General features: G+C 51.9%; 12 protein-coding genes, 1 pseudogene and 1 CRISPR repeat array. Of the genes and pseudogenes, 9 read left to right on the top strand and 4 right to left on the bottom strand.

What is annotated here, in order from left to right; genetic code table 11:
• Positions 1-616: 616 nt before the first annotated feature.
• The 9 genes and pseudogenes from JWJ90_RS10930 to cas2 form a co-directional block, all read left to right on the top strand.
• Positions 617-1,027 (top strand): annotated as a pseudogene (locus JWJ90_RS10930) (class I SAM-dependent methyltransferase); the annotation flags it as partial.
• A 258-nt stretch (positions 1,028-1,285) separates the two neighbouring features.
• The gene (gene cas3, locus JWJ90_RS10935; RefSeq protein WP_205227262.1) at positions 1,286-3,469 is read left to right on the top strand and encodes a CRISPR-associated helicase Cas3'; all 2,184 of its coding nucleotides are present in this window, start codon (positions 1,286-1,288) and stop codon (positions 3,467-3,469) included.
• A gap of 126 nt (positions 3,470-3,595) precedes the next feature.
• Positions 3,596-4,261, top strand: a complete 666-nt coding sequence (gene cas5c, locus JWJ90_RS10940; protein ID WP_205227263.1) for a type I-C CRISPR-associated protein Cas5c — start codon at positions 3,596-3,598, stop codon at positions 4,259-4,261.
• A complete protein-coding gene (gene cas8c, locus JWJ90_RS10945; protein ID WP_205227264.1) occupies positions 4,258-6,018 on the top strand; it encodes a type I-C CRISPR-associated protein Cas8c/Csd1 in 1,761 nt (586 codons plus the stop codon). The genes cas5c and cas8c overlap by 4 nt, the downstream gene beginning before the upstream one ends.
• Before the next feature lie 2 nt (positions 6,019-6,020).
• Positions 6,021-6,881, top strand: coding sequence for a type I-C CRISPR-associated protein Cas7/Csd2 (gene cas7c / locus JWJ90_RS10950; RefSeq protein WP_205227265.1), 861 nt, complete (start codon positions 6,021-6,023; stop codon positions 6,879-6,881).
• 23 nt (positions 6,882-6,904) lie between these two features.
• Positions 6,905-7,948 (top strand): virulence RhuM family protein/type II toxin-antitoxin system death-on-curing family toxin, encoded by a 1,044-nt coding sequence (locus JWJ90_RS10955; protein ID WP_240194886.1) that lies wholly within the window; start codon positions 6,905-6,907, stop codon positions 7,946-7,948.
• 67 nt (positions 7,949-8,015) lie between these two features.
• Entirely contained in the window at positions 8,016-8,618 is a 603-nt protein-coding gene (cas4, locus tag JWJ90_RS10960) for a CRISPR-associated protein Cas4 (RefSeq protein WP_240194890.1), read from the top strand.
• Positions 8,615-9,643 (top strand): type I-C CRISPR-associated endonuclease Cas1c, encoded by a 1,029-nt coding sequence (gene cas1c / locus JWJ90_RS10965; protein ID WP_205227267.1) that lies wholly within the window; start codon positions 8,615-8,617, stop codon positions 9,641-9,643. The genes cas4 and cas1c overlap by 4 nt, the downstream gene beginning before the upstream one ends.
• Before the next feature lie 9 nt (positions 9,644-9,652).
• Entirely contained in the window at positions 9,653-9,943 is a 291-nt protein-coding gene (gene cas2 / locus JWJ90_RS10970) for a CRISPR-associated endonuclease Cas2 (protein ID WP_205227268.1), read from the top strand.
• 172 nt (positions 9,944-10,115) lie between these two features.
• Positions 10,116-16,655: direct repeats of the CRISPR family, unit length 31 nt; unit sequence GTCGCCCCTTCACGGGGGCGTGGATTGAAAC.
• Between the two features lie 46 nt (positions 16,656-16,701).
• On the opposite strand, the gene JWJ90_RS10975 is transcribed toward cas2, so the two are convergent.
• From JWJ90_RS10975 to JWJ90_RS10990, 4 genes are all read right to left on the bottom strand, one after another.
• Entirely contained in the window at positions 16,702-17,796 is a 1,095-nt protein-coding gene (locus JWJ90_RS10975; protein ID WP_205227269.1) for an NADH:flavin oxidoreductase/NADH oxidase, read from the bottom strand.
• Between the two features lie 476 nt (positions 17,797-18,272).
• Positions 18,273-18,791: a nitroreductase family protein gene (locus JWJ90_RS10980; protein WP_205227270.1), complete on the bottom strand. Its 519-nt coding sequence runs from the start codon at positions 18,789-18,791 to the stop codon at positions 18,273-18,275.
• Positions 18,791-19,675: an NAD(P)-dependent oxidoreductase gene (locus JWJ90_RS10985; RefSeq protein WP_205227271.1), complete on the bottom strand. Its 885-nt coding sequence runs from the start codon at positions 19,673-19,675 to the stop codon at positions 18,791-18,793. Before JWJ90_RS10985 ends, JWJ90_RS10980 begins: the two co-directional genes overlap by 1 nt.
• A gap of 70 nt (positions 19,676-19,745) precedes the next feature.
• Complete coding sequence (locus tag JWJ90_RS10990; RefSeq protein ID WP_205227272.1) at positions 19,746-20,324, bottom strand: TetR/AcrR family transcriptional regulator; 579 nt, start codon at positions 20,322-20,324, stop codon at positions 19,746-19,748.
• Between the last annotated feature and the right edge of the window lie 119 nt (positions 20,325-20,443).

A 20,443-nucleotide genomic window follows, 5' to 3' on the forward strand; every position in this document is an offset into this window, starting at 1 on the left:
TGCAATCCACGACCACACCACGTGGTGATCATTTTTCTTACTTTGACTGGTAGAGACTTTCTCGTTACTGGTAATGCTTCATGAGAATTTAAGCGGATTTTCGGGGCGGCGGGAATGCGAATCTACAGCCATCTGCTGTGACAAATCTGGATGCAATAGTGACTCGTATTCAGGAGATCACTGAAAGGCGTAATCGAGCGATTGTGGGGGAACCTGCAGAGCTTGTGTCAAAAGATTCCCCGCTACCGTCCGGGGCAACCCAACTTGACGCACAAGGGGACACGCCAGAAGCCTCGAGCCCTTGATTTTTTTTGTTCGGCACAAAAGAAGTCGATGGCACAATCACTTTGGGAAACAACTTACGGGAATCTTGAATAATTGCTTTTTCTGCCAATCCCGCGGAGTCTGGCGCTTACCTCGTCATGCTTAAAATTTTATCCTCGGAGGTAAGCGAAGACTCCGATATCAACTATATGCCTGCGGTGAAATTGTCAGCAATCCTTGACCTTGATTGAAAAATCTAATTATTCAAGACACCCTTACGCCGATCTCGATGTAAAGAGTTTCGGCGATGCCAGCCAGGAAATTCTGAACCTCATCCCTCTTTCCACCGGGGGCCAAAGTACTTGATCTCGGTTGTGGAGATGGTCGTAATTCCATCCCGCTGGCCCGGGCTGGCTTCATGGTCACTGCAGTTGACATATCCGAAGCTGGGATATGGAAACTGGATACCTTGTCGGCTCGCGAGGGACTAACAATCCACTGCAGGGGTGCGGACATGACCAAATTTTCCTTTCTAGAAAAGTATGACTTGATCATTGCCCATGGCTGCCTCCACTTCGTTGAGCGCAGCCAGTGGGATGAGATGATTGTGCAGTTCAAAACTCATACAGCCCCGTTTGGATTTAATGCCATCACTGTCGGGTGCATCCGCTACTTATGGCAAATTGTTCGAACCACACTTCAGGTAGACGTCAGCATGGGAAATTGGCCCATACTGCGGGCGGCGAACTTTTTAATTCCATAAGCTTCGGATGCTCCCATCACTGTCTTCACCGATACTATTTCTGCCCCGCCCGACTTGGCATCGCTATGTGTCGGGCTGTTTCGCGTAGGGGAACTTTGCTATAAGTATTGAATGGTTAGACTTTTTCTATTGCATACTTCTTACTTCTTGCTGCAAGTGTCTGAAAATCAAACTCTTCACGAGTAAACACTGGCTTTTATTCTGCCTCGCAGCGGTTTCGTCCAACAATTCTTTCTCAAAGTTTAATGCGGTGTCATCATGCAGTATTACGCTCACTCTACTGAATCAAAGGATAAAACGGACTGGCAAACACTTTCTGATCATCTACATAATGTTGCAGGATTGGCGGAAAAATTTGCTACGACCTTCCAGGCTGGACAATGGGGGCTTTATGCTGGGCTACTCCACGATATAGGCAAGGCCTGTCCTGCTTTTCTTGCCAGGTTGGAAGGAAGCAATATTCGTGTCGACCATGCCACCATAGGGGCAAAACTAGCGAAGGAACGGTGTGGATCTCTGGGGATGCTCCTTGCCTACGTGATCTGCGGCCATCATGGAGGGCTGCCGGACGGAGGCATACAGGAAGGACAGCTGCATTTTCGGTTGCGCAAGGAGACCGAACCTGTCGAACTGCAACCGGAGATCGATAGTCTTTCTCCTCCGGCTTTCCCGTTTCAGCTGGAAGAAAAATGGGGCATGTTCAGCCTGGCTTTTTTTACTCGGATGCTTTTTTCCTGTCTGGTCGATGCTGATTTTCTGGATACGGAAAATTTTTGTACTTCAGAAAAATCGGCGCAGCGGGCAGCTATACAACCTGATGATATGAGCCAGTTACGCATGAACGTACAGGCCTTCCTTGCCCAAAAACAGGCCCAGGCGAAACCGGGTGTCGTCAATGACGCTCGTCAGCAGGTGTTGGCACGATGTCTCACGGAGGCAAAAGGAGAGCAGGGGGTGTACACCTTGACCGTGCCAACAGGAGGAGGCAAGACCCTTTCCTCCCTGGCTTTCGCTCTTGAGCATGCAGTGGAGCACGACCTCGCTCGGGTGATCTATGCCATCCCCTTCACCTCTATCATTGAGCAGAACGCAGAAGTTTTCCGTCAGGCCCTTGGCGAAGCCAATGTGTTGGAGCACCACTGTAACTTTCGCATTGAGGAAGACAAGGAAGACTCCGCTTATGCTCAGTGGCGAAGTCTGGCTGCAGAAAACTGGGATGCACCGGTGGTGGTTACGACCAACGTGCAGTTTTTTGAGTCCTTATACAGCAATGCAACCTCGCGTTGCCGAAAGTTACATAACATCGCTGGCAGCGTTATCGTGCTTGATGAGGCTCAGGCCATCCCTACGGAATTTTTCGAGCCTTGTTTGGCCGCCTTGCGCGAATTGGTTCTGCGCTATGGGTGTACGGTGGTGTTGTGTACAGCTACTCAACCTGCGTTGCAGGATAGCAAGCTGCAGTCTTTGAAACTGCCAAAGATAACAGAACTCGTTGAAGACCCCTCAGCTCTCTATAGCGACCTCAAACGGGTGCAGGTCGTCTTTCTTGGCACACTGAATACAGAGGATTTGGCTCAACGTCTTGCCGCTCACTCGAAGGTTTTGTGCATCGTTTCAACCAAGAAGCAGGCCCAGCAGGTGGTGCGTCAATTGCCGGGTACTGAGGAAAATTTTCACCTCTCAACCAACATGTACCCGGAGCATCGATTGCGTGTTTTGGCAACCATTCGGCAACGCTTGAGCAACGGATTGCCATGCCGGGTCGTGTCAACTTCATTGGTGGAGGCCGGGGTTGATTTGGATTTTCCCGTGGTCTACCGGGCTATGGCCGGGCTCGATTCCATCGCGCAGGCGGCCGGACGATGTAACCGGGAAGGCAAGTTGGAGTATGGGCAGACGTATGTTTATGAACCGGATGAATTACCTGCCATGCCCTGGTTGCAGCGTCGTATGACCCGTACCAGAGAAACCCTGCGCACCTTCTCTGGGGAAGACTGTTTGTCTTTGGCTCCCATGCAACGTTTTTTCGAACTTCTTTATGATGTGGAAAGTCTGGATGCCAAAAAAATAATCAAACGTTTGAATCCTAAGCCACACCAGGAATTGATTTTTCCTTTTCGGGAGATTGCAGAGGATTTCCGTCTTATCGATGACCAAGGCGTGGGCGTGATCATGCCGGGGTTGGCGGAAGATCAGGCGAGCGTCGCTCTGTTGATTGAGCAGTTGCGGCATTCCCCCTTTCCTCAGTCAGCCGCAAAAAAACTGCAGCGGTACGCCGTGGTGGTCCGGACCAATGTATTACAACGCTTACATCATCAGGGGGCCGTTGAGATGATTCGTGATACTTACCCCTATTTATCGAACGCACAGGCCTACAATGAAGGCCTTGGTTTTTGTGAAGATATGACCGAACTTTGGGACCCGGAGTATTTTTGTATTTAGTGAGTAAAACACGCATTTTTTGAATGAGCTTGTGATGTAACATAGTAATTCAAGATCCTATTTGTAATTGGAGGGGCGCCGGTTCCTCACCCCTCCCTTTCTCATCCAATCAAGGAGGCAAGGCCTATGGGGTATGGAGTAAAGCTCCGTGTCTGGGGCGATTACGCCTGTTTTTCTCGGCCGGAAATGAAGGTGGAAAGAGTGTCGTATGACGTAATCACGCCGTCGGCGGCAAGAGGCATTCTTGAAGCCATTCACTGGAAACCGGCTATCCGCTGGGTTGTCGACAGAATTCACGTACTCAATCCCATCCGTTTCGACAATATCCGCCGAAATGAGGTGAAGTCGAAAATACCTAAACCAAATCCTAAGACCGTTATGCGTGACGGAAAACCGTTATTTTTCTTGGTTGATGATGGAGACAACCGCCAGCAGCGAGCCTCCACCTTGTTACGCGGAGTGGATTATGTGATTGAAGCTCATTTTGAGCTAACCAAGAAAGCCGGACAAGAGGATAACGCTGGGAAGCACCTAGATATATTCAACCGCCGCGCCCGATCCGGGCAATTTTTCCATCAACCCTGTTTGGGCTGCCGGGAATTTCCCGCATTTTATGAACTGCAGGAAGGCCCCTTACCCGACTCCTGTTACAAGGGAGAAACAAAAGAGTTAGGCTACATGCTGTTGGACATAGATTTTGCGGGCGGCATGCAGCCACTCTTTTTTAAGGCCACTATGGAGGATGGCGTGATTACCCCGCCTGCACCGTGGTCGGCGGAGGTTCGGTCATGATTCTTCAGGAACTGAATCGTTATTACGAACGAAAAGCTTCTGACCCCGAATCAACTATTCCTTCCTATGGCACAAGTGTGGAGAATATTTCATTTGCTTTGGTGCTCAATGAAAGTGGGGAATTGCTGGAGGTGGAAGACTTACGGCAGCAGAAGGGGAAGAATCTGCGGCCGCGTAAGATGATTGTGCCAGCAGCAGAGAAAAAAGCGAGTGGCATTAAACCCAATTTTCTCTGGGATTCGACCAGTTATGTGCTTGGATTGGATGACAAGGGCAAGCAGGACCGGACGGATAAATGTCATGAAGCTTTCGTTCAACTTGTGCGTTCTACCTGTTTGTCTGATGATCAAGGACTAAAGGCCGTCATTTCTTTCTACGATCATAATTACCGGACAATAATTTCTCGGCCCAATTGGGAGGATATCTGTGGCTCAAATCTAGTTTTTCGCTTGAGTGGAGCGCCCGGTTATATTCATGACCGTGAGGCAGCACGGAAAGCATGGGCACGCTGTCTAGGACAACGTAAAGCCGCAAATATTGGACAATGTCTTATTTCTGGGGAAAATGCTCAGCCTATAGCACGGTTGCACCCATCTATTAAGGGGGTCCGGGGGGCTCAGTCCATGGGCGCATCCATTGTTTCGTTTAACCTTCCGGCCTTTGAATCTTACGGAAAGGATCAGTCAATCAATGCGCCTGTAGGCGAAAAGGCCGCATTTAATTACGTTACCGCCTTGAATACACTGTTAGCGCCCGAGAGTCGTCAAAAGATCGTTATTGGAGATACAACTGTCGTGTTTTGGGCTGAACGCCCTAGTGTTATTGAAGGTATATTCGCTGATCTCTTTGCACCGGATATAGCTAACCCCAAGGCGGCAGAATTAGCAGATGATCAGCAAACTGCCGATAAAATTTTCCATCTGCTGAGAAAAATACGTTCCGGCGAGTCTGTGGTTGATATCGTCCCGGACTTGGACCCTGTCGTACGTTTTTTTATCTTGGGGCTGACTCCCAATGCTGCACGTCTTTCAATCCGTTTCTGGTTGGAAGGGACGGTTGGAAGTTTTTTGGAGCATATCGGTACACATTTTCGTCAACTTGAAATAGTGCGCAAATTCGATAGTGATCCTAAATTCCCACCTCTTTGGCGTCTACTTTGTCAAACAGCAACCCTTGGAAAAAACGAAAACATCTTACCCGTACTTGCAGGCGGTATGGCCAAAGCCATGCTCAACGGCGCTCCGTATCCACATAGTCTGCTTGCAGCCGTTTTGGGACGTATCCGTGCCGAGCGAGAGGTCGGCTATTTTAGGGCGGCATTGCTGAAAGCCTATCTTGTTCGCAACAAAAAAATGGAGATTTCAATGTATTACGACCCCGACAGAAAAGAGGTGCCCTATATCCTTGGCGGCCTTTTTGCGGTTCTCGAAAAGGCGCAAAACGATGCTATTCCTGGGACTAACGCCACTATGAAAGATCGTTTTTTTGCCTCGGCTCCTGCAACCCCGGCCCGGGTATTCCCCATGCTGTTGAAAAATGCAGCTAATCATACTGCCAAATTACGTAAAGACCCGATGAAAACCGGCTGGGCCATTACCTTGGAGAAATCCATTCAGGATGCGGTTATCAATTTAACGGATTTCCCTCCAACTTTGTTGCCTGAAGAGCAGGGGCTCTTCATGATTGGATACTATCAACGGATGAAAGATCTTTACACCAGCAAGAAAACAAGCGCCGACACGGCCGAGGAGAATTAACCATGACCGCCATTTCCAACCGTTATGAGTTTGTGCTGCTTTTTGATGTGGAAAACGGCAATCCCAATGGGGACCCGGATGCGGGCAATACCCCTCGTGTCGATCCGGAAACCGGGCATGGTTTAGTTACGGATGTATGTTTGAAACGAAAAATTAGGAACCATGTAGCCTTATCCAAAGATGGTGCTGAGGGATTTCAGATTTATGTTCAGGAAAAAGCGGTTCTCAATCAGATCAACGAAAAAGCATACAAAGCCTGCGATCTGAAAGTGGAAAAGAAAAAATTGCCCAAAAAAGTTGAAGATGCTCGTCGTGTTACAGGCTGGATGTGTACTAACTTTTACGATATTCGAGCCTTCGGTGCGGTCATGACCACGGAGGTAAACTGTGGCCAGGTTCGTGGGCCGGTACAGTTGGCATTCGCCAAAAGCGTAGAAAGCATCATGCCTCAGGAGATCAGTATTACCCGCATGGCTGTGACCAATGAGAAAGATTTGGAAAAAGAGCGCACCATGGGGCGTAAACATATCGTTCCCTATGGACTCTATGTGGCACACGGATTCATTTCAGCTCCTTTGGCGGAAAAAACAGGATTTTCCGATGAAGATTTGGAGCTGTTGTGGGAGGCCCTCATCAACATGTTTGAGCATGATCGTTCAGCCGCACGTGGCCTGATGAGTAGCCGCAAGCTTTTTGTCTTCAGACATGACAGCCGCATGGGGAATGCTCCGGCGCATAAGCTTTTTGACCTGGTTAACATTCGGCGTGCTGAGGAATCAACCGGGCCGGCTCGTTCGTTTAAGGATTATGTGGTGCATGTCGACACTCTGCCTGCTGGTGTCACATTGCAGGAAAAACTGTAATTATTTGAGATGGTCGGAGTGCTATGGATACGGTGTTTCCAAAACAGCGATATGCTGAAAATAAAACCGGCATCATGCTTTTTTACAAAGCTGAGGACGGAAAAATTGAGCTGGATGTCCGCTTGCAGGAGGAAACAGTTTGGCTTTCATTGAGGCAAATGGCCGAGTTATTCGACCGTGATAAATCAGTTATCTCCAGGCACCTTCGGAATGTTTTTCGAGAGGGAGAATTGATGAAGGCGGCAGTTGTTGCAAAAAATGCAACAACTGCCGCCGATGGCAAAACATACCAGGTTGATTATTACAATTTGGACGCGATTATCTCCGTCGGTTACCGGGTGAACTCAAAGCGTGGCACCCAGTTCCGTATCTGGGCTTCCTCTATCCTCAAAGAATATCTTATCAAAGGCTATGCCCTCAACCAACAGCGACTACAAGAGCAAGGCGTGGCCGAGTTGCGCGGAGCGCTGGACCTCATTGCTACAACCTTGGAGCAACACCATCTGACCGATGACACTGGCTTAGCTGTTGTTCAGTTGGTCAGACGTTATGGGTTGAGTTGGCGGCTATTGCTTCAGTATGATGAAGACCAGCTTGCTCTTCCTGCCTCGATTAATCGACGGGAATCGGCACTCTTTGATCTGGCTGTTGTCCGTGAGAGTATTGTCTGTCTACGTTCGGAATTGGCAGAGCGTGGTGAGGCTACAGGGCTTTTTGGCCAAGAACGAGGGACAAGCCTTGAGGGGATTCTTGGTGCCATTCACCAGACCTTTGGGGGACAGGATCTCTATTCTTCTATCGAAGAAAAGGCTGCTCATCTTCTCTATTTTGTGATCAAAGATCACCCCTTCAGCGATGGGAATAAGCGCATCGGTTCTTTTCTTTTCCTGCTCTATTTACAGGAAAATGGCCTGGCAGATACGGTTCGCTTTGATAATAAGGCGCTTGTCGCACTGGCCTTGCTGGTCGCAGCTTCTGACCCTGCACAAAAGGAACTGCTTATTCGGCTGATCGTGAACCTGTTGGTCGATCCGACCAGTCCTTCGCGAGGTTTGCACCATGACTAATCCTTCCCCTGGCATTCTGTCATCTAATGAATTGAGGATATCCGTGTACTTCGAAGATGATCTGGTCATGATTTCTGCCCTTCAACATTATCTTTTCTGTCCTCGTCAATGTGCGCTGATCCATATTGAGCAGCAGTGGCAGGAGAACAGGTTTACCGCCGAAGGGCGTATCCTGCATGAGCGGGTCCATGGAGGTGGCAAAGAGTCACGTCGGACCATGCGGGTGGAGTTTGACGTTCCCATTCGTTCCTTGAAGCTTGGAATTATCGGACGGGCAGATATTGTCGAGTTTCATTTGCAGGAAGATGGTCACTGGCTTCCGCTTCCAGTGGAATACAAGCGCGGGCGGCCTAAAAAGGATGATACCGATCGGGTGCAACTCTGTGCCCAGGCGCTTTGTCTGGAGGAAATGTTACAATGTGAAGTGCAGCAAGGGGCCTTGTATTACGGGCAAAAAAAACGCCGTGTTGAGGTGTTCTTTGATACGGATTTACGAGCAAATACCAGCAAGACAGCTATGGCTGTCCATACATTGTTAAAAGAGAGAAGGACGCCACCACCGCACTATAATAAACGGTGTGAGAACTGTTCTTTTATAGCCACGTGCCTGCCTAAAGTCGCGTCCCAGAAACAGGTCGGCAAATATTTACAGCAAATGGTGGAAAGATGAGAAAACACCTCAATACCCTGTTTGTAACGACTCAAGGAGCGTATCTAGCCAAGGATGGGGAAACCGTAGCTGTTCGCATTGAGAAAGAAACCGCTTTGCGTGTGCCGGTGCATACTTTGGAATCCGTGGTCTGTTTCGGTAACGTCGGTTGTAGCCCGTTTTTGATGGGTATGTGCGGTGAGCGTAACGTCGGTTTAAGCTTTTTGACTGAAAAAGGTCGTTTTTTAGCACGTGTCAAAGGGCCTACTTCAGGCAATGTGCTGTTACGTCGTGAGCAATATCGGCGGGCCGATGATCTTGCTTTTTCGGCAAAGGTTGCCGCCGCCTGTGTACTTGGAAAGATAGCGAATTGTCGGACCGTGTTATTGCGTGGGTTGCGTGATCATGCTGAAAAAATCGATCAGGAAGCTATGCAGTCGGCTATCGATCGGCTTGGAGCCGCAACCAGGCGTGTACAGGAACCTTTAGATCTTGACTCCGTCCGCGGCGTGGAAGGAGATGCCGCCCGTGTTTATTTTGGTGCATTCGATCATTTGCTTGTACGCAATAAGGACCATTTTTTTATGCGTCAACGGAGTCGTCGACCCCCGCTTGATCGCATAAACTGTCTGCTCTCGTTTTTATACACGCTGCTTCTCAACGATATTCGTTCTGCTGTCGAGGCTGTTGGTCTTGATCCGGCAGTAGGGTATCTGCACCGTGATCGTCCTGGTCGGGCAGGGCTGGCTCTTGATTTAATGGAAGAGTTTCGCCCCCTGGTCGATCGATTGGCCGTGTCTCTGGTTAATTTAGGGCAGATGCGCGAAAATGATTTTGTTCTGAGCGATGGTGGTGCCGTCCGCATGAGTGACAAGGCCCGGAAAACATTGCTGGTTGCCTACCAGAAGCGAAAACAGGAAGAGGTTGTCCATCCCTTTCTTGAGGAAAAGATGACTTGGGGATTGTTTTTTCATATCCAGGCCCTTTTGTTTGCTCGGTTTTTACGCGGTGAACTGGATAGTTACCCGCCCATTTTCTGGAAATAGGAGTCGGCCATGATGGTCTTGGTGAGTTACGACGTGAGGACAAGCGAGCCAGGTGGGGCTAAGAGACTTCGCAGGGTGGCAAAAGTCTGCCGAAATCATGGGCAACGGGTCCAGTTCTCAGTGTTTGAGTGTATCGTCGATCCTGCACAATGGGTCAAATTACGGCAAGCACTAATAAACGAGATTGATCCGGAGGCGGATAGCCTGCGCTTTTATTTCCTTGGTGCCAATTGGCGTAACCGCGTTGAACATATAGGTGCCAAAGTAACTGTGGACCAGGAAGGTCCTTTAATTATTTGAAAGAGGCCGCGAACCGCCTGTAACCAAAAATTTCCGGCTGGTTCGCGATACACTATAATGCGGTGTTGGTGCATCATGGTTGGGGGCGAGGAGGTGAAAATATCCGCCAATTTTTAACAATCGCGGAATACAGTAAATTAGCTGATGAATTTCAGAATGTTATGATTCAGCAGTCGCCCCTTCACGGGGGCGTGGATTGAAACCTATTGCGGTAATTTCAGGATTTATTGTTCTTGTTGTCGCCCCTTCACGGGGGCGTGGATTGAAACCCTGGTGGCCTGTCTCGGTTGGGGCTCCGCCGCCTGGTCGCCCCTTCACGGGGGCGTGGATTGAAACTAATATTTCCGCCCAAAAAAGGCCTAACTCGTTGGGTCGCCCCTTCACGGGGGCGTGGATTGAAACTCTTTTTCTCCTCCCCAGGTAGTCAAAACCGTCTCAGTCGCCCCTTCACGGGGGCGTGGATTGAAACCTGGAGTACGAGGCATAACGCCGAACTCAGCGGAGTCGCCCCTTCACGGGGGCGTGGATTGAAACTTCAACCTGAACCCACTTCTTTGCATTGTCCTGCGTCGCCCCTTCACGGGGGCGTGGATTGAAACGTATGGTAGTTGTCAGCCTCTGTTACGGTCACGTGTCGCCCCTTCACGGGGGCGTGGATTGAAACCGGGGGTGGCTGTTAATCAGGATGGAAAGAGCCTCGTCGCCCCTTCACGGGGGCGTGGATTGAAACCGGTAAATCATTGACTATTAGCTTAATATGTGAGTCGCCCCTTCACGGGGGCGTGGATTGAAACTTTGCATTGTCCTGCTGGTAAAGCTCCCACCAAGTCGCCCCTTCACGGGGGCGTGGATTGAAACGCCGGGTAATCCTTCGCACCCCGGTTGACACCGGTCGCCCCTTCACGGGGGCGTGGATTGAAACCCACGACTTGATTGCAGGTGATTGGAAACATCTAGTCGCCCCTTCACGGGGGCGTGGATTGAAACTTGTCAGCGTTTGCGACTTCCAAGGCGTCAACTCGTCGCCCCTTCACGGGGGCGTGGATTGAAACTTTATTTTCATGATTAAAATATAAAAGATATTTCTGTCGCCCCTTCACGGGGGCGTGGATTGAAACCATGGTGGCCACCACAGCGGGCACCAGTGGTACCGGTCGCCCCTTCACGGGGGCGTGGATTGAAACCCGGAATTCCCTCAGTGATGCAGACAACCAACTCAGTCGCCCCTTCACGGGGGCGTGGATTGAAACTCTCTTGACGACAAAGTCTGTAACGGAGCGGCATAGTCGCCCCTTCACGGGGGCGTGGATTGAAACCTAGACCTGAGTGGCACCGGGGTGACCTCACTGCCGTCGCCCCTTCACGGGGGCGTGGATTGAAACATCCATCACAGCAGGATGGTATCACGACGGTGGAAGTCGCCCCTTCACGGGGGCGTGGATTGAAACACCTTTCAAAAAAAAATCCCCTGAAAGCGCATGGCGTCGCCCCTTCACGGGGGCGTGGATTGAAACGGTCTGTCTCTGAGCAAGGTGGTCGAGTGTTGCAGTCGCCCCTTCACGGGGGCGTGGATTGAAACAGTGCCATCGTCAAAGGTTGCGGTTAGGGTAAAAGTCGCCCCTTCACGGGGGCGTGGATTGAAACTTCTGAGGCACAAGAGTAAATGATTAAAGGAAAAGTCGCCCCTTCACGGGGGCGTGGATTGAAACTTCCCCCTTTGCTTAGAACGGTACATCGTCGCCAGTCGCCCCTTCACGGGGGCGTGGATTGAAACTGAAAGGTCAAAACGGACAGAGATATCTCAAGACAGTCGCCCCTTCACGGGGGCGTGGATTGAAACACAAGGATTGCCGGAACTCTGCGGCAATCCAACTGTCGCCCCTTCACGGGGGCGTGGATTGAAACTCCGGCCAAAGCGCCGTGCCGTCTTTCCGTAGCGCGTCGCCCCTTCACGGGGGCGTGGATTGAAACTCAGCTTCCCACAGTTCATCGTCGAGCAACCACTGTCGCCCCTTCACGGGGGCGTGGATTGAAACCTCAGGAGTCCAATTTTCACCAGTAGCGGTTGTGCGTCGCCCCTTCACGGGGGCGTGGATTGAAACAGTGCGCTGGCGACACCAGTAAAGGAGTCTTGCCGTCGCCCCTTCACGGGGGCGTGGATTGAAACCCACCATAAGTTGATTCGCTGGAAACAGAGATTGGTCGCCCCTTCACGGGGGCGTGGATTGAAACCCAGGAGACGTGACCGCCAGTCGTTTAAATTGCGGGTCGCCCCTTCACGGGGGCGTGGATTGAAACGAAATTGAAGTGATTGTTTGAAACAAAAGCGCCCCGTCGCCCCTTCACGGGGGCGTGGATTGAAACGCAGACTGTGAATATGCATGGACTTCGCTCGACGCGTCGCCCCTTCACGGGGGCGTGGATTGAAACAGCGAATTGGCCGAGGATGAGAAGAGATGATCTCGTCGCCCCTTCACGGGGGCGTGGATTGAAACTTCAACCTGAACCCACTTCTTTGCATTGTCCTGCGTCGCCCCTTCACGGGGGCGTGGATTGAAACCGAGTTAAAGGGAAAGACACGTATACCCGTGATGAGTCGCCCCTTCACGGGGGCGTGGATTGAAACCTGGTTGATGTCGCTGAACTCGCAGGCTTTGAGCCGTCGCCCCTTCACGGGGGCGTGGATTGAAACTTCAATCTTAACTGGTCCATGCCAGGACAATGGGGTCGCCCCTTCACGGGGGCGTGGATTGAAACAAGGGCTTGTTGTATTGCTAAAGACATGGGTAAAGGTCGCCCCTTCACGGGGGCGTGGATTGAAACACTTCCGAACCGATCAGCGACGAACAGGCAGCAGAGTCGCCCCTTCACGGGGGCGTGGATTGAAACTCGTGAGCGGAGAGTACACTACCAGGCAATGGGAAGGTCGCCCCTTCACGGGGGCGTGGATTGAAACTATTTCCGTCACCGATTTATTGCAAGCTCTCTCAGGTCGCCCCTTCACGGGGGCGTGGATTGAAACATAAGAGCCATATAAAGATCTTTAGATGATGCCATGTCGCCCCTTCACGGGGGCGTGGATTGAAACTTCAGAGCCAAGATCTGCTCGGAGCTTGCCCCGGGTCGCCCCTTCACGGGGGCGTGGATTGAAACCTCTATGTTGTTGGAGAGCCTGCCGCCGAAGTCAGTCGCCCCTTCACGGGGGCGTGGATTGAAACTCCGCCAATAGCATCTACATCAACATCAACAAGCAGTCGCCCCTTCACGGGGGCGTGGATTGAAACGTGAACGGCGGAGCGCCCTTTGTTGCTGGAACATCGGTCGCCCCTTCACGGGGGCGTGGATTGAAACGTTTAGCGGCGCGACAGATAGACGCATTGCCGAGGTCGCCCCTTCACGGGGGCGTGGATTGAAACAAGTCCGTGCTATCTGTAATTTCAAACCCTTGTATGTCGCCCCTTCACGGGGGCGTGGATTGAAACCCTCAAAGGCCTTGAGCTTGTCCTGTACCGCCTTTGTCGCCCCTTCACGGGGGCGTGGATTGAAACTCTCCATATCTTGAGACATTGATCTGCCGTCTAAGTCGCCCCTTCACGGGGGCGTGGATTGAAACAGAGCGAAGAGACTGTAAGGGCTGACCAAACCGGAGTCGCCCCTTCACGGGGGCGTGGATTGAAACGTTGAGCCTGGTTTACAAAATAGCGTCTCTGTCACGTCGCCCCTTCACGGGGGCGTGGATTGAAACCCCCATAGCTGCCTCGCATTTGTGTAGCAAGAGTCTCGTCGCCCCTTCACGGGGGCGTGGATTGAAACAGGTCATTCTTGACAAGATTTACGCAGTCGGCGGGTCGCCCCTTCACGGGGGCGTGGATTGAAACATCCAGGTGCAGGAAGCAGAGGCATACCTGGCCGAGTCGCCCCTTCACGGGGGCGTGGATTGAAACTTCTCCATCATCCCGAGAGCGATTTGCTCGTAAAGTCGCCCCTTCACGGGGGCGTGGATTGAAACTCAAAGGATGTGGTTGTCACCGATGCTCCGGATCAGGTCGCCCCTTCACGGGGGCGTGGATTGAAACTCGTCATGAAATGACCATAGACCAGATCAAGAAAGTCGCCCCTTCACGGGGGCGTGGATTGAAACGCCTCGGTCAAGCGCTCAACCTTTTCCACCAGCTGGTCGCCCCTTCACGGGGGCGTGGATTGAAACTAAATGCCCCGATTAGGAAGATAGCCATAGAAAAGTCGCCCCTTCACGGGGGCGTGGATTGAAACATTGCGCAAATGTCTTTTTCTTTACTTCTTTCTTTGTCGCCCCTTCACGGGGGCGTGGATTGAAACAATGCTCCTGCTCTTTCAGCGTACAGCAACACCGTGTCGCCCCTTCACGGGGGCGTGGATTGAAACAGCCATGGCTTTGTGGAAATCTTGCAGCCGTAAAGTCGCCCCTTCACGGGGGCGTGGATTGAAACAGGGACGGCAAGTACCTGAGCAGCACCGAAGATCACGTCGCCCCTTCACGGGGGCGTGGATTGAAACATGGAAGCAGTACGCGACGCCTAACGTGGCGATCGTCGCCCCTTCACGGGGGCGTGGATTGAAACACAACAAAGCTGACGCTCTGCTGATGGCATCATCTAGTCGCCCCTTCACGGGGGCGTGGATTGAAACATCTTTAGCTAGGCCAGCATCCAGGTTGGTACCATGTCGCCCCTTCACGGGGGCGTGGATTGAAACAGCCATAATGCTCTCCTTATAAGAGGAAATTGAAAGTCGCCCCTTCACGGGGGCGTGGATTGAAACCTCTAAGGCCGTCAAGAGCAGGTCAACGCGGCCTTGTCGCCCCTTCACGGGGGCGTGGATTGAAACTTTTTTGCTGACGTATTTTCTGAGCCGCTTTGACTCTGTCGCCCCTTCACGGGGGCGTGGATTGAAACGGCAATAACACCGAGACCAGCCCGAAGATCAAAGGTGTCGCCCCTTCACGGGGGCGTGGATTGAAACTTTGGGGCATAAGGGGATTACCGCATTGACTGTCAGTCGCCCCTTCACGGGGGCGTGGATTGAAACGCGACCTCGAATTTGAGCAGGTACTCGATGTACACCAGGTCGCCCCTTCACGGGGGCGTGGATTGAAACAAAGAGGCTGGTCGGGAACTCAAAAAAGCTCGCGGTCGCCCCTTCACGGGGGCGTGGATTGAAACTGATAGCTATTGTAAAATATCTCAAAGCAACAAAGTCGCCCCTTCACGGGGGCGTGGATTGAAACTGGTCGCCGCAGGCCTCGGCATCCTGCTCCTGTAGTCGCCCCTTCACGGGGGCGTGGATTGAAACAGGTCAAAGGTAGCCTGCATCCTGGGGTGCCCCTGTCGCCCCTTCACGGGGGCGTGGATTGAAACTTTAAGGATCTGAGGAAGACGTGACATCACCGGTGGTCGCCCCTTCACGGGGGCGTGGATTGAAACTTGAATGGGGTTCAGGGGGCCGGAGGTTCAAATCCTGTCGCCCCTTCACGGGGGCGTGGATTGAAACCAATATGTTTGGCTTCGCAGTTGCGAGATAAAGCAGTCGCCCCTTCACGGGGGCGTGGATTGAAACGACTTGCCCAAATTACAAAAAGTCAAGAGATAAGGTCGCCCCTTCACGGGGGCGTGGATTGAAACATTGTGCAACTGGTGGACCGGGCAAACAGGCTGGAGGTCGCCCCTTCACGGGGGCGTGGATTGAAACTTGCTGCGTTTAAATGCCTGACCCAAGACACGGCAGTCGCCCCTTCACGGGGGCGTGGATTGAAACATTGATAAGATCGGCAAGCTGTCCTTCGCTGGAACGTCGCCCCTTCACGGGGGCGTGGATTGAAACGCGAATAAGTTTGCGGAGGTGGCCGCATGAAAGCAGGTCGCCCCTTCACGGGGGCGTGGATTGAAACAGATGTTTTTTGTACATCATGGGAGACAGGTAGCGTCGCCCCTTCACGGGGGCGTGGATTGAAACGCTGCAGATTTGGAACAGCAAGCAACAACCCACGTGTCGCCCCTTCACGGGGGCGTGGATTGAAACCCGAAATCCTGGGTAACCAAAGATCCGTCTGTCCGGTCGCCCCTTCACGGGGGCGTGGATTGAAACCTGCAATGACTGAAACTGTCCATTACAACTGGTGGTCGCCCCTTCACGGGGGCGTGGATTGAAACTCATCGGTTGAGAGTTGCCGTTTTTCACTCTCAGGTCGCCCCTTCACGGGGGCGTGGATTGAAACAGGCGTTTTACTGATCCGCTCCCCCGCGAGCTGGTGTCGCCCCTTCACGGGGGCGTGGATTGAAACGAAGCCAGAGAAGAATCAAGGAAACATGCAGGAAGGTGAGTCGCCCCTTCACGGGGGCGTGGATTGAAACATAACTTGCATGGCGCTTACAGCTTGTGACGATGTCGCCCCTTCACGGGGGCGTGGATTGAAACCAGTTTGCCGAGGTGTCCCAGGAAAGAACTGCGTGTCGCCCCTTCACGGGGGCGTGGATTGAAACAATTCAGATGAATCCGGTCTCTCCATGTCATAAGTCGCCCCTTCACGGGGGCGTGGATTGAAACACCTGCTCCACATTGCGCCAGCAGATGCTCCCAGGTCGCCCCTTCACGGGGGCGTGGATTGAAACAGCGATCCGCAGCTGGTTAAAGCGGTTTTAATCTGTCGCCCCTTCACGGGGGCGTGGGCTTTAATAATAAATGTTTGATACCTCTTGGGGACACTTGTAGTGTTTGTATATTCACATTTCATAACGCTCCAGCCAATGAGCATATGAAGGGGGCAATACCCAGGAGGGCTTTTCAACCCCCAGCTTCCTGGCTGCAAGATACGGCCAGTGGGGATTTTCCAAATGGGAACGGCCTACCATTACCAGGTCGAGCTGATTATTTTTAACTGCGTTTTCCGCAAGGTCGGGACGGCCAAATCCCCAGGCCGAGGCCACGGGCAGGCCTGTTTCCTGCCGGACACGCCCGGCAATCGGTCCCATGAAACCAGGCCCCCAGGGGATGTTTGCCGCGGGGGTGGAAAATCCCAGGCTGACACTTAAAAAATCCAGGCCATCTTCACGGAACTGCTTGCTGAGCGCAATAGCCTCTGCAAGGGTTTCCTCATCCCGGCCATCAAATTCAATCACACCAAAACGAGCGGCCAGAGGGAAGTTTTCCGGCCATACCTCGCGGACCGCTGCCAAGGTTTCCAGGAGAAAACGCCCCCGGCCTTCGGCATCACCGCCATACAGATCATCGCGTTTGTTGGCATGGACGCTGAAAAAGCTCTGCCCTAGATAGCCGTGGGCAAAATGCAGCTCCAGCCATTTATACCCTGCCTGCAGGGCTCGTTTGGCCGCGGCGACAAAGTCCGCCTTAACCCGCTTTATATCCTCAAGGCTCATCTCCTGCGGGACTTTGGGCAGATTGGCACCAAAGGGCAGGGCGGAAGGGGAGAAGGTGTCCCAGCTCCGGGGATCGTCAGCCGCTAAATGGTTATCACCCTCCCAGGGGAGGTTGGCGCTGGCCTTTCGTCCTGCATGACCAATCTGCAGGCCGGGAACAGCCCCGGCTGCCTGAATAAACGCCGCTATCTGGCTGTGTACCTGGGCCTGTTCATCGTTCCAGATGCCAAGGCAAGCCGGAGTAATGCGCCCTTCCGATGATACGGCCGTTGCCTCAACGATAACCAGCCCGGCACCCCCTCGGGCAAGGGAGGGATAATGGACCAAGTGCCAGGCGTTTGGAACTCCATCGGTGGCAGTGTATTGGCACATGGGGGGAACAACGATGCGATTTTTAAGGGTGATGTCCTTTAAAGTGAAGGGGGTAAAAAGGGCTGACATATTCGCTCCTCCTGATCTTAACCTTGTATCCGTGACTGCGGGTGGTCACGGAACAGCGTATCCTATTAATGGGACAAAGATTTTTAAATAATCCATTTGTTGTTCAGCTTCACCCGCCGCCCCTTGATGGCATCCATCAGTACGGCACCTGCATTGCCTGCGACATACCGATAAAGTGTACTTCAGGGAATCTTGAATAATTGCTTTTTCTGCCATTCTCCCGGAGTCTGGCGCTTACCTTGTTATGCGAAAAATTTTATCCTCGGAATATCATGTATATGCCTGCGGTAAAATTTTTTGCATGCCTCGAAGTCTGCGCTTATCTGACCTTGATTGAAAAATCTAATTATTCAAGACACCCTTTAATCGGTACGTCACAAACTTTGAGACTGACCCTCCGATGAATGCTCACGGATTCAGGTTTAATGTATCCCTGAAATGCAAGATTCCCACATGGCAATACTCACATTCAGGTATTAGCCTCCCTGCCAGGTGTTGCGGTGGATTCGGCTTGGATCAAACCTCTCCGGTGTTTTGCTGGACTGATCCGGCCAGCCCATTACAGCCAAGCCAAAGGGAATGATCTGCTCGGGTAGGTTGAAGATTGTGCTGAATTGTTTGACTCGATCCTCCACGGGGTAAATACCCGTCCAGACCGCGCCCAACCCACTTGCATGAGCTGCGAGCAACAGGTTTTGCATAGCTGCAGAACAGTCCTGTACCCAGAATCCCTCGTGTTTTTGCTTTGTCAGATCACCGCAGATCAATATCCCCAGAGGCGCATTTGCCATCATGCCTGCATACGGGTGTGCCGCCTTGATTTGCTCTTTTTTCTCCTGTTCACTGACAAGTACAAATTGCCATGGCCGTTCGTTACCAGCACTGGGCGCCATCATCGCCGCGGCAAGGATTTGCTGCACCAGATCTTCAGGAATACCTTTTTGCAGGTATTTTCTGATGCTTCTTCTCGTGTGTAAGGCGTCGAATACATCCATTAATGCACCTCGTTTTTGTTTTGCTCTTCTATTTCAAGATAGACGGCAGCCATGTCTTCTTTTCCTTTCCCGTTCCGCTTGGCCTTACTGTAGGTTTCCTGAGCTTTTTGGGCCAAAGGCAGGGTGATATTTTTTTGTTGTGCTTCATCGGTGATGAGGCCTAAATCCTTGGTCATCAGTTCAAGGGCAAATGCCGGAGGAAATGATTTTCTGGCGTACATGTCTTTTTTGAATTGAAACAGTGGTGTGTTGACCGCTGATTGTCCAATCAACTCGAGCATACTTGTCAGGTCCACTCCTGCCTTTTCTGCAAACAGCAGTGACTCGGCAATCCCCTGGGCGGTTATGCCAAGCAGGAGGTTAATGGCAAGTTTGGCACTGCTGCCCTTGCCGACCTCGCCAAAGGCGATGGTTTTCTTTCCCAGTGCGTCGAAAAAAGGTTGTAGTTGCCCCAGTTCGCTTTCCAGGGCTCCCACAAGAATAACCAACTGGGCTGACTCGGCCGCTCCCACAGAGCCAGAAACCGGAGCATCGATATAGCGCCCTCCCTTTTGTGCTACCCTGTGGGCAAAGGAGGTGGAATCCATCGGAGCGATGGTACTCATATCAACAATGGTCGTTCCCTCTGTGACCCCTGCCAAAACACCGGCCTGGGCTTCCATGACCTCGCCAATAGCTGCCCCGTTTGTCAGCATGAGAAAGGTAACATCTGATTGCTTGACCACTTCAGCAGGTGAGGCCAGTTGAAAGGCGTCTGCCGCAACCAGGGGGGCAGCCTTTTCCGGTGTACGATTGTAGAGGTTAACGCTGAAACCTGCCTTGAGCAGGTTTTTCACCATGGGGGTTCCCATTTGGCCTGTTCCTATCCAGCCTGCAGTTTTCATAATGTTCCTCATGAACTTCTAACTTTTATTAAGTATTAGATCGGTCGTCTGGTTTTGGTTCTCAACAAATTCAGGGCCGCAGTACGGTGGTAAAAAGCGTATCGATAAAATTACGGATCGAATCTGGCGACTTCATCACCTTGGCGCGTAAGATGACTCCCTCCCAAGCGGCAAGAATGAAATCGGCGAGCCCATCGGGCTGCAGGGCAGAGGAGAGTTCACCACGCTGCTGGGCCTGGCTCAGACAGAGTGCAAAACGATCTTTCCATTGCTGGAATATGGTTTCCAACCGTTCACGAAATCGTTCATTTTGATCGGCAAGCTCCTGGCCAAGGTTACCTATCAGACATCCCTTGGTGAACTGGTTGTCAGTCATCTGCTTCAGGCTTTGCTCGAAATAGTTGCGAATTCGCTCGAGTGGGGGAAATTTGGGGTCGTTAAAAAACGAGTCCAGCTTTGTCTCGTACTGCTCGGCAAACTGATCAATCACAGCCAGGCCAAAGTCCTCTTTACTGCTAAAGTAGTGATAAAATGACCCTTTAGGTACTCCGGCCCGGCGAAGAATAGCCTCTATACCGGTTGCGTTGTACCCGTTCATGGCAATGAGCTCGGTGCCTTGTTCGATGATTTCTGTTTTTTTATCAGGCATGGTTTGTTTCATGGGAAAGAATATTAGACCGGTCGTCTACTCGGTCAAGGGGATATCCGAATTTTTCATCTAGAAGAGAATTTGAGCGTATCTCCAAGGAGTTGTCGAGGGGCTGTCAG

The organism is Desulfobulbus rhabdoformis (assembly GCF_016919065.1).
GTDB lineage: Bacteria > Desulfobacterota > Desulfobulbia > Desulfobulbales > Desulfobulbaceae > Desulfobulbus > Desulfobulbus rhabdoformis.

What these genes read in the sequence shown, in the direction of transcription:
- cas3 (WP_205227262.1), top strand. Translation starts at nt 1,286, where the DNA reads ATGCAGTATTACGCTCACTCTACTGAATCAAAGGATAAAACGGACTGG.
- cas5c (WP_205227263.1), top strand. Translation starts at nt 3,596, where the DNA reads ATGGGGTATGGAGTAAAGCTCCGTGTCTGGGGCGATTACGCCTGTTTT.
- cas8c (WP_205227264.1), top strand. Translation starts at nt 4,258, where the DNA reads ATGATTCTTCAGGAACTGAATCGTTATTACGAACGAAAAGCTTCTGAC.
- cas7c (WP_205227265.1), top strand. Translation starts at nt 6,021, where the DNA reads ATGACCGCCATTTCCAACCGTTATGAGTTTGTGCTGCTTTTTGATGTG.
- JWJ90_RS10955 (WP_240194886.1), top strand. Translation starts at nt 6,905, where the DNA reads ATGGATACGGTGTTTCCAAAACAGCGATATGCTGAAAATAAAACCGGC.
- cas4 (WP_240194890.1), top strand. Translation starts at nt 8,016, where the DNA reads ATGATTTCTGCCCTTCAACATTATCTTTTCTGTCCTCGTCAATGTGCG.
- cas1c (WP_205227267.1), top strand. Translation starts at nt 8,615, where the DNA reads ATGAGAAAACACCTCAATACCCTGTTTGTAACGACTCAAGGAGCGTAT.
- cas2 (WP_205227268.1), top strand. Translation starts at nt 9,653, where the DNA reads ATGATGGTCTTGGTGAGTTACGACGTGAGGACAAGCGAGCCAGGTGGG.
- JWJ90_RS10975 (WP_205227269.1), bottom strand. Translation starts at nt 17,796, where the DNA reads ATGTCAGCCCTTTTTACCCCCTTCACTTTAAAGGACATCACCCTTAAA.
- JWJ90_RS10980 (WP_205227270.1), bottom strand. Translation starts at nt 18,791, where the DNA reads ATGGATGTATTCGACGCCTTACACACGAGAAGAAGCATCAGAAAATAC.
- JWJ90_RS10985 (WP_205227271.1), bottom strand. Translation starts at nt 19,675, where the DNA reads ATGAAAACTGCAGGCTGGATAGGAACAGGCCAAATGGGAACCCCCATG.
- JWJ90_RS10990 (WP_205227272.1), bottom strand. Translation starts at nt 20,324, where the DNA reads ATGCCTGATAAAAAAACAGAAATCATCGAACAAGGCACCGAGCTCATT.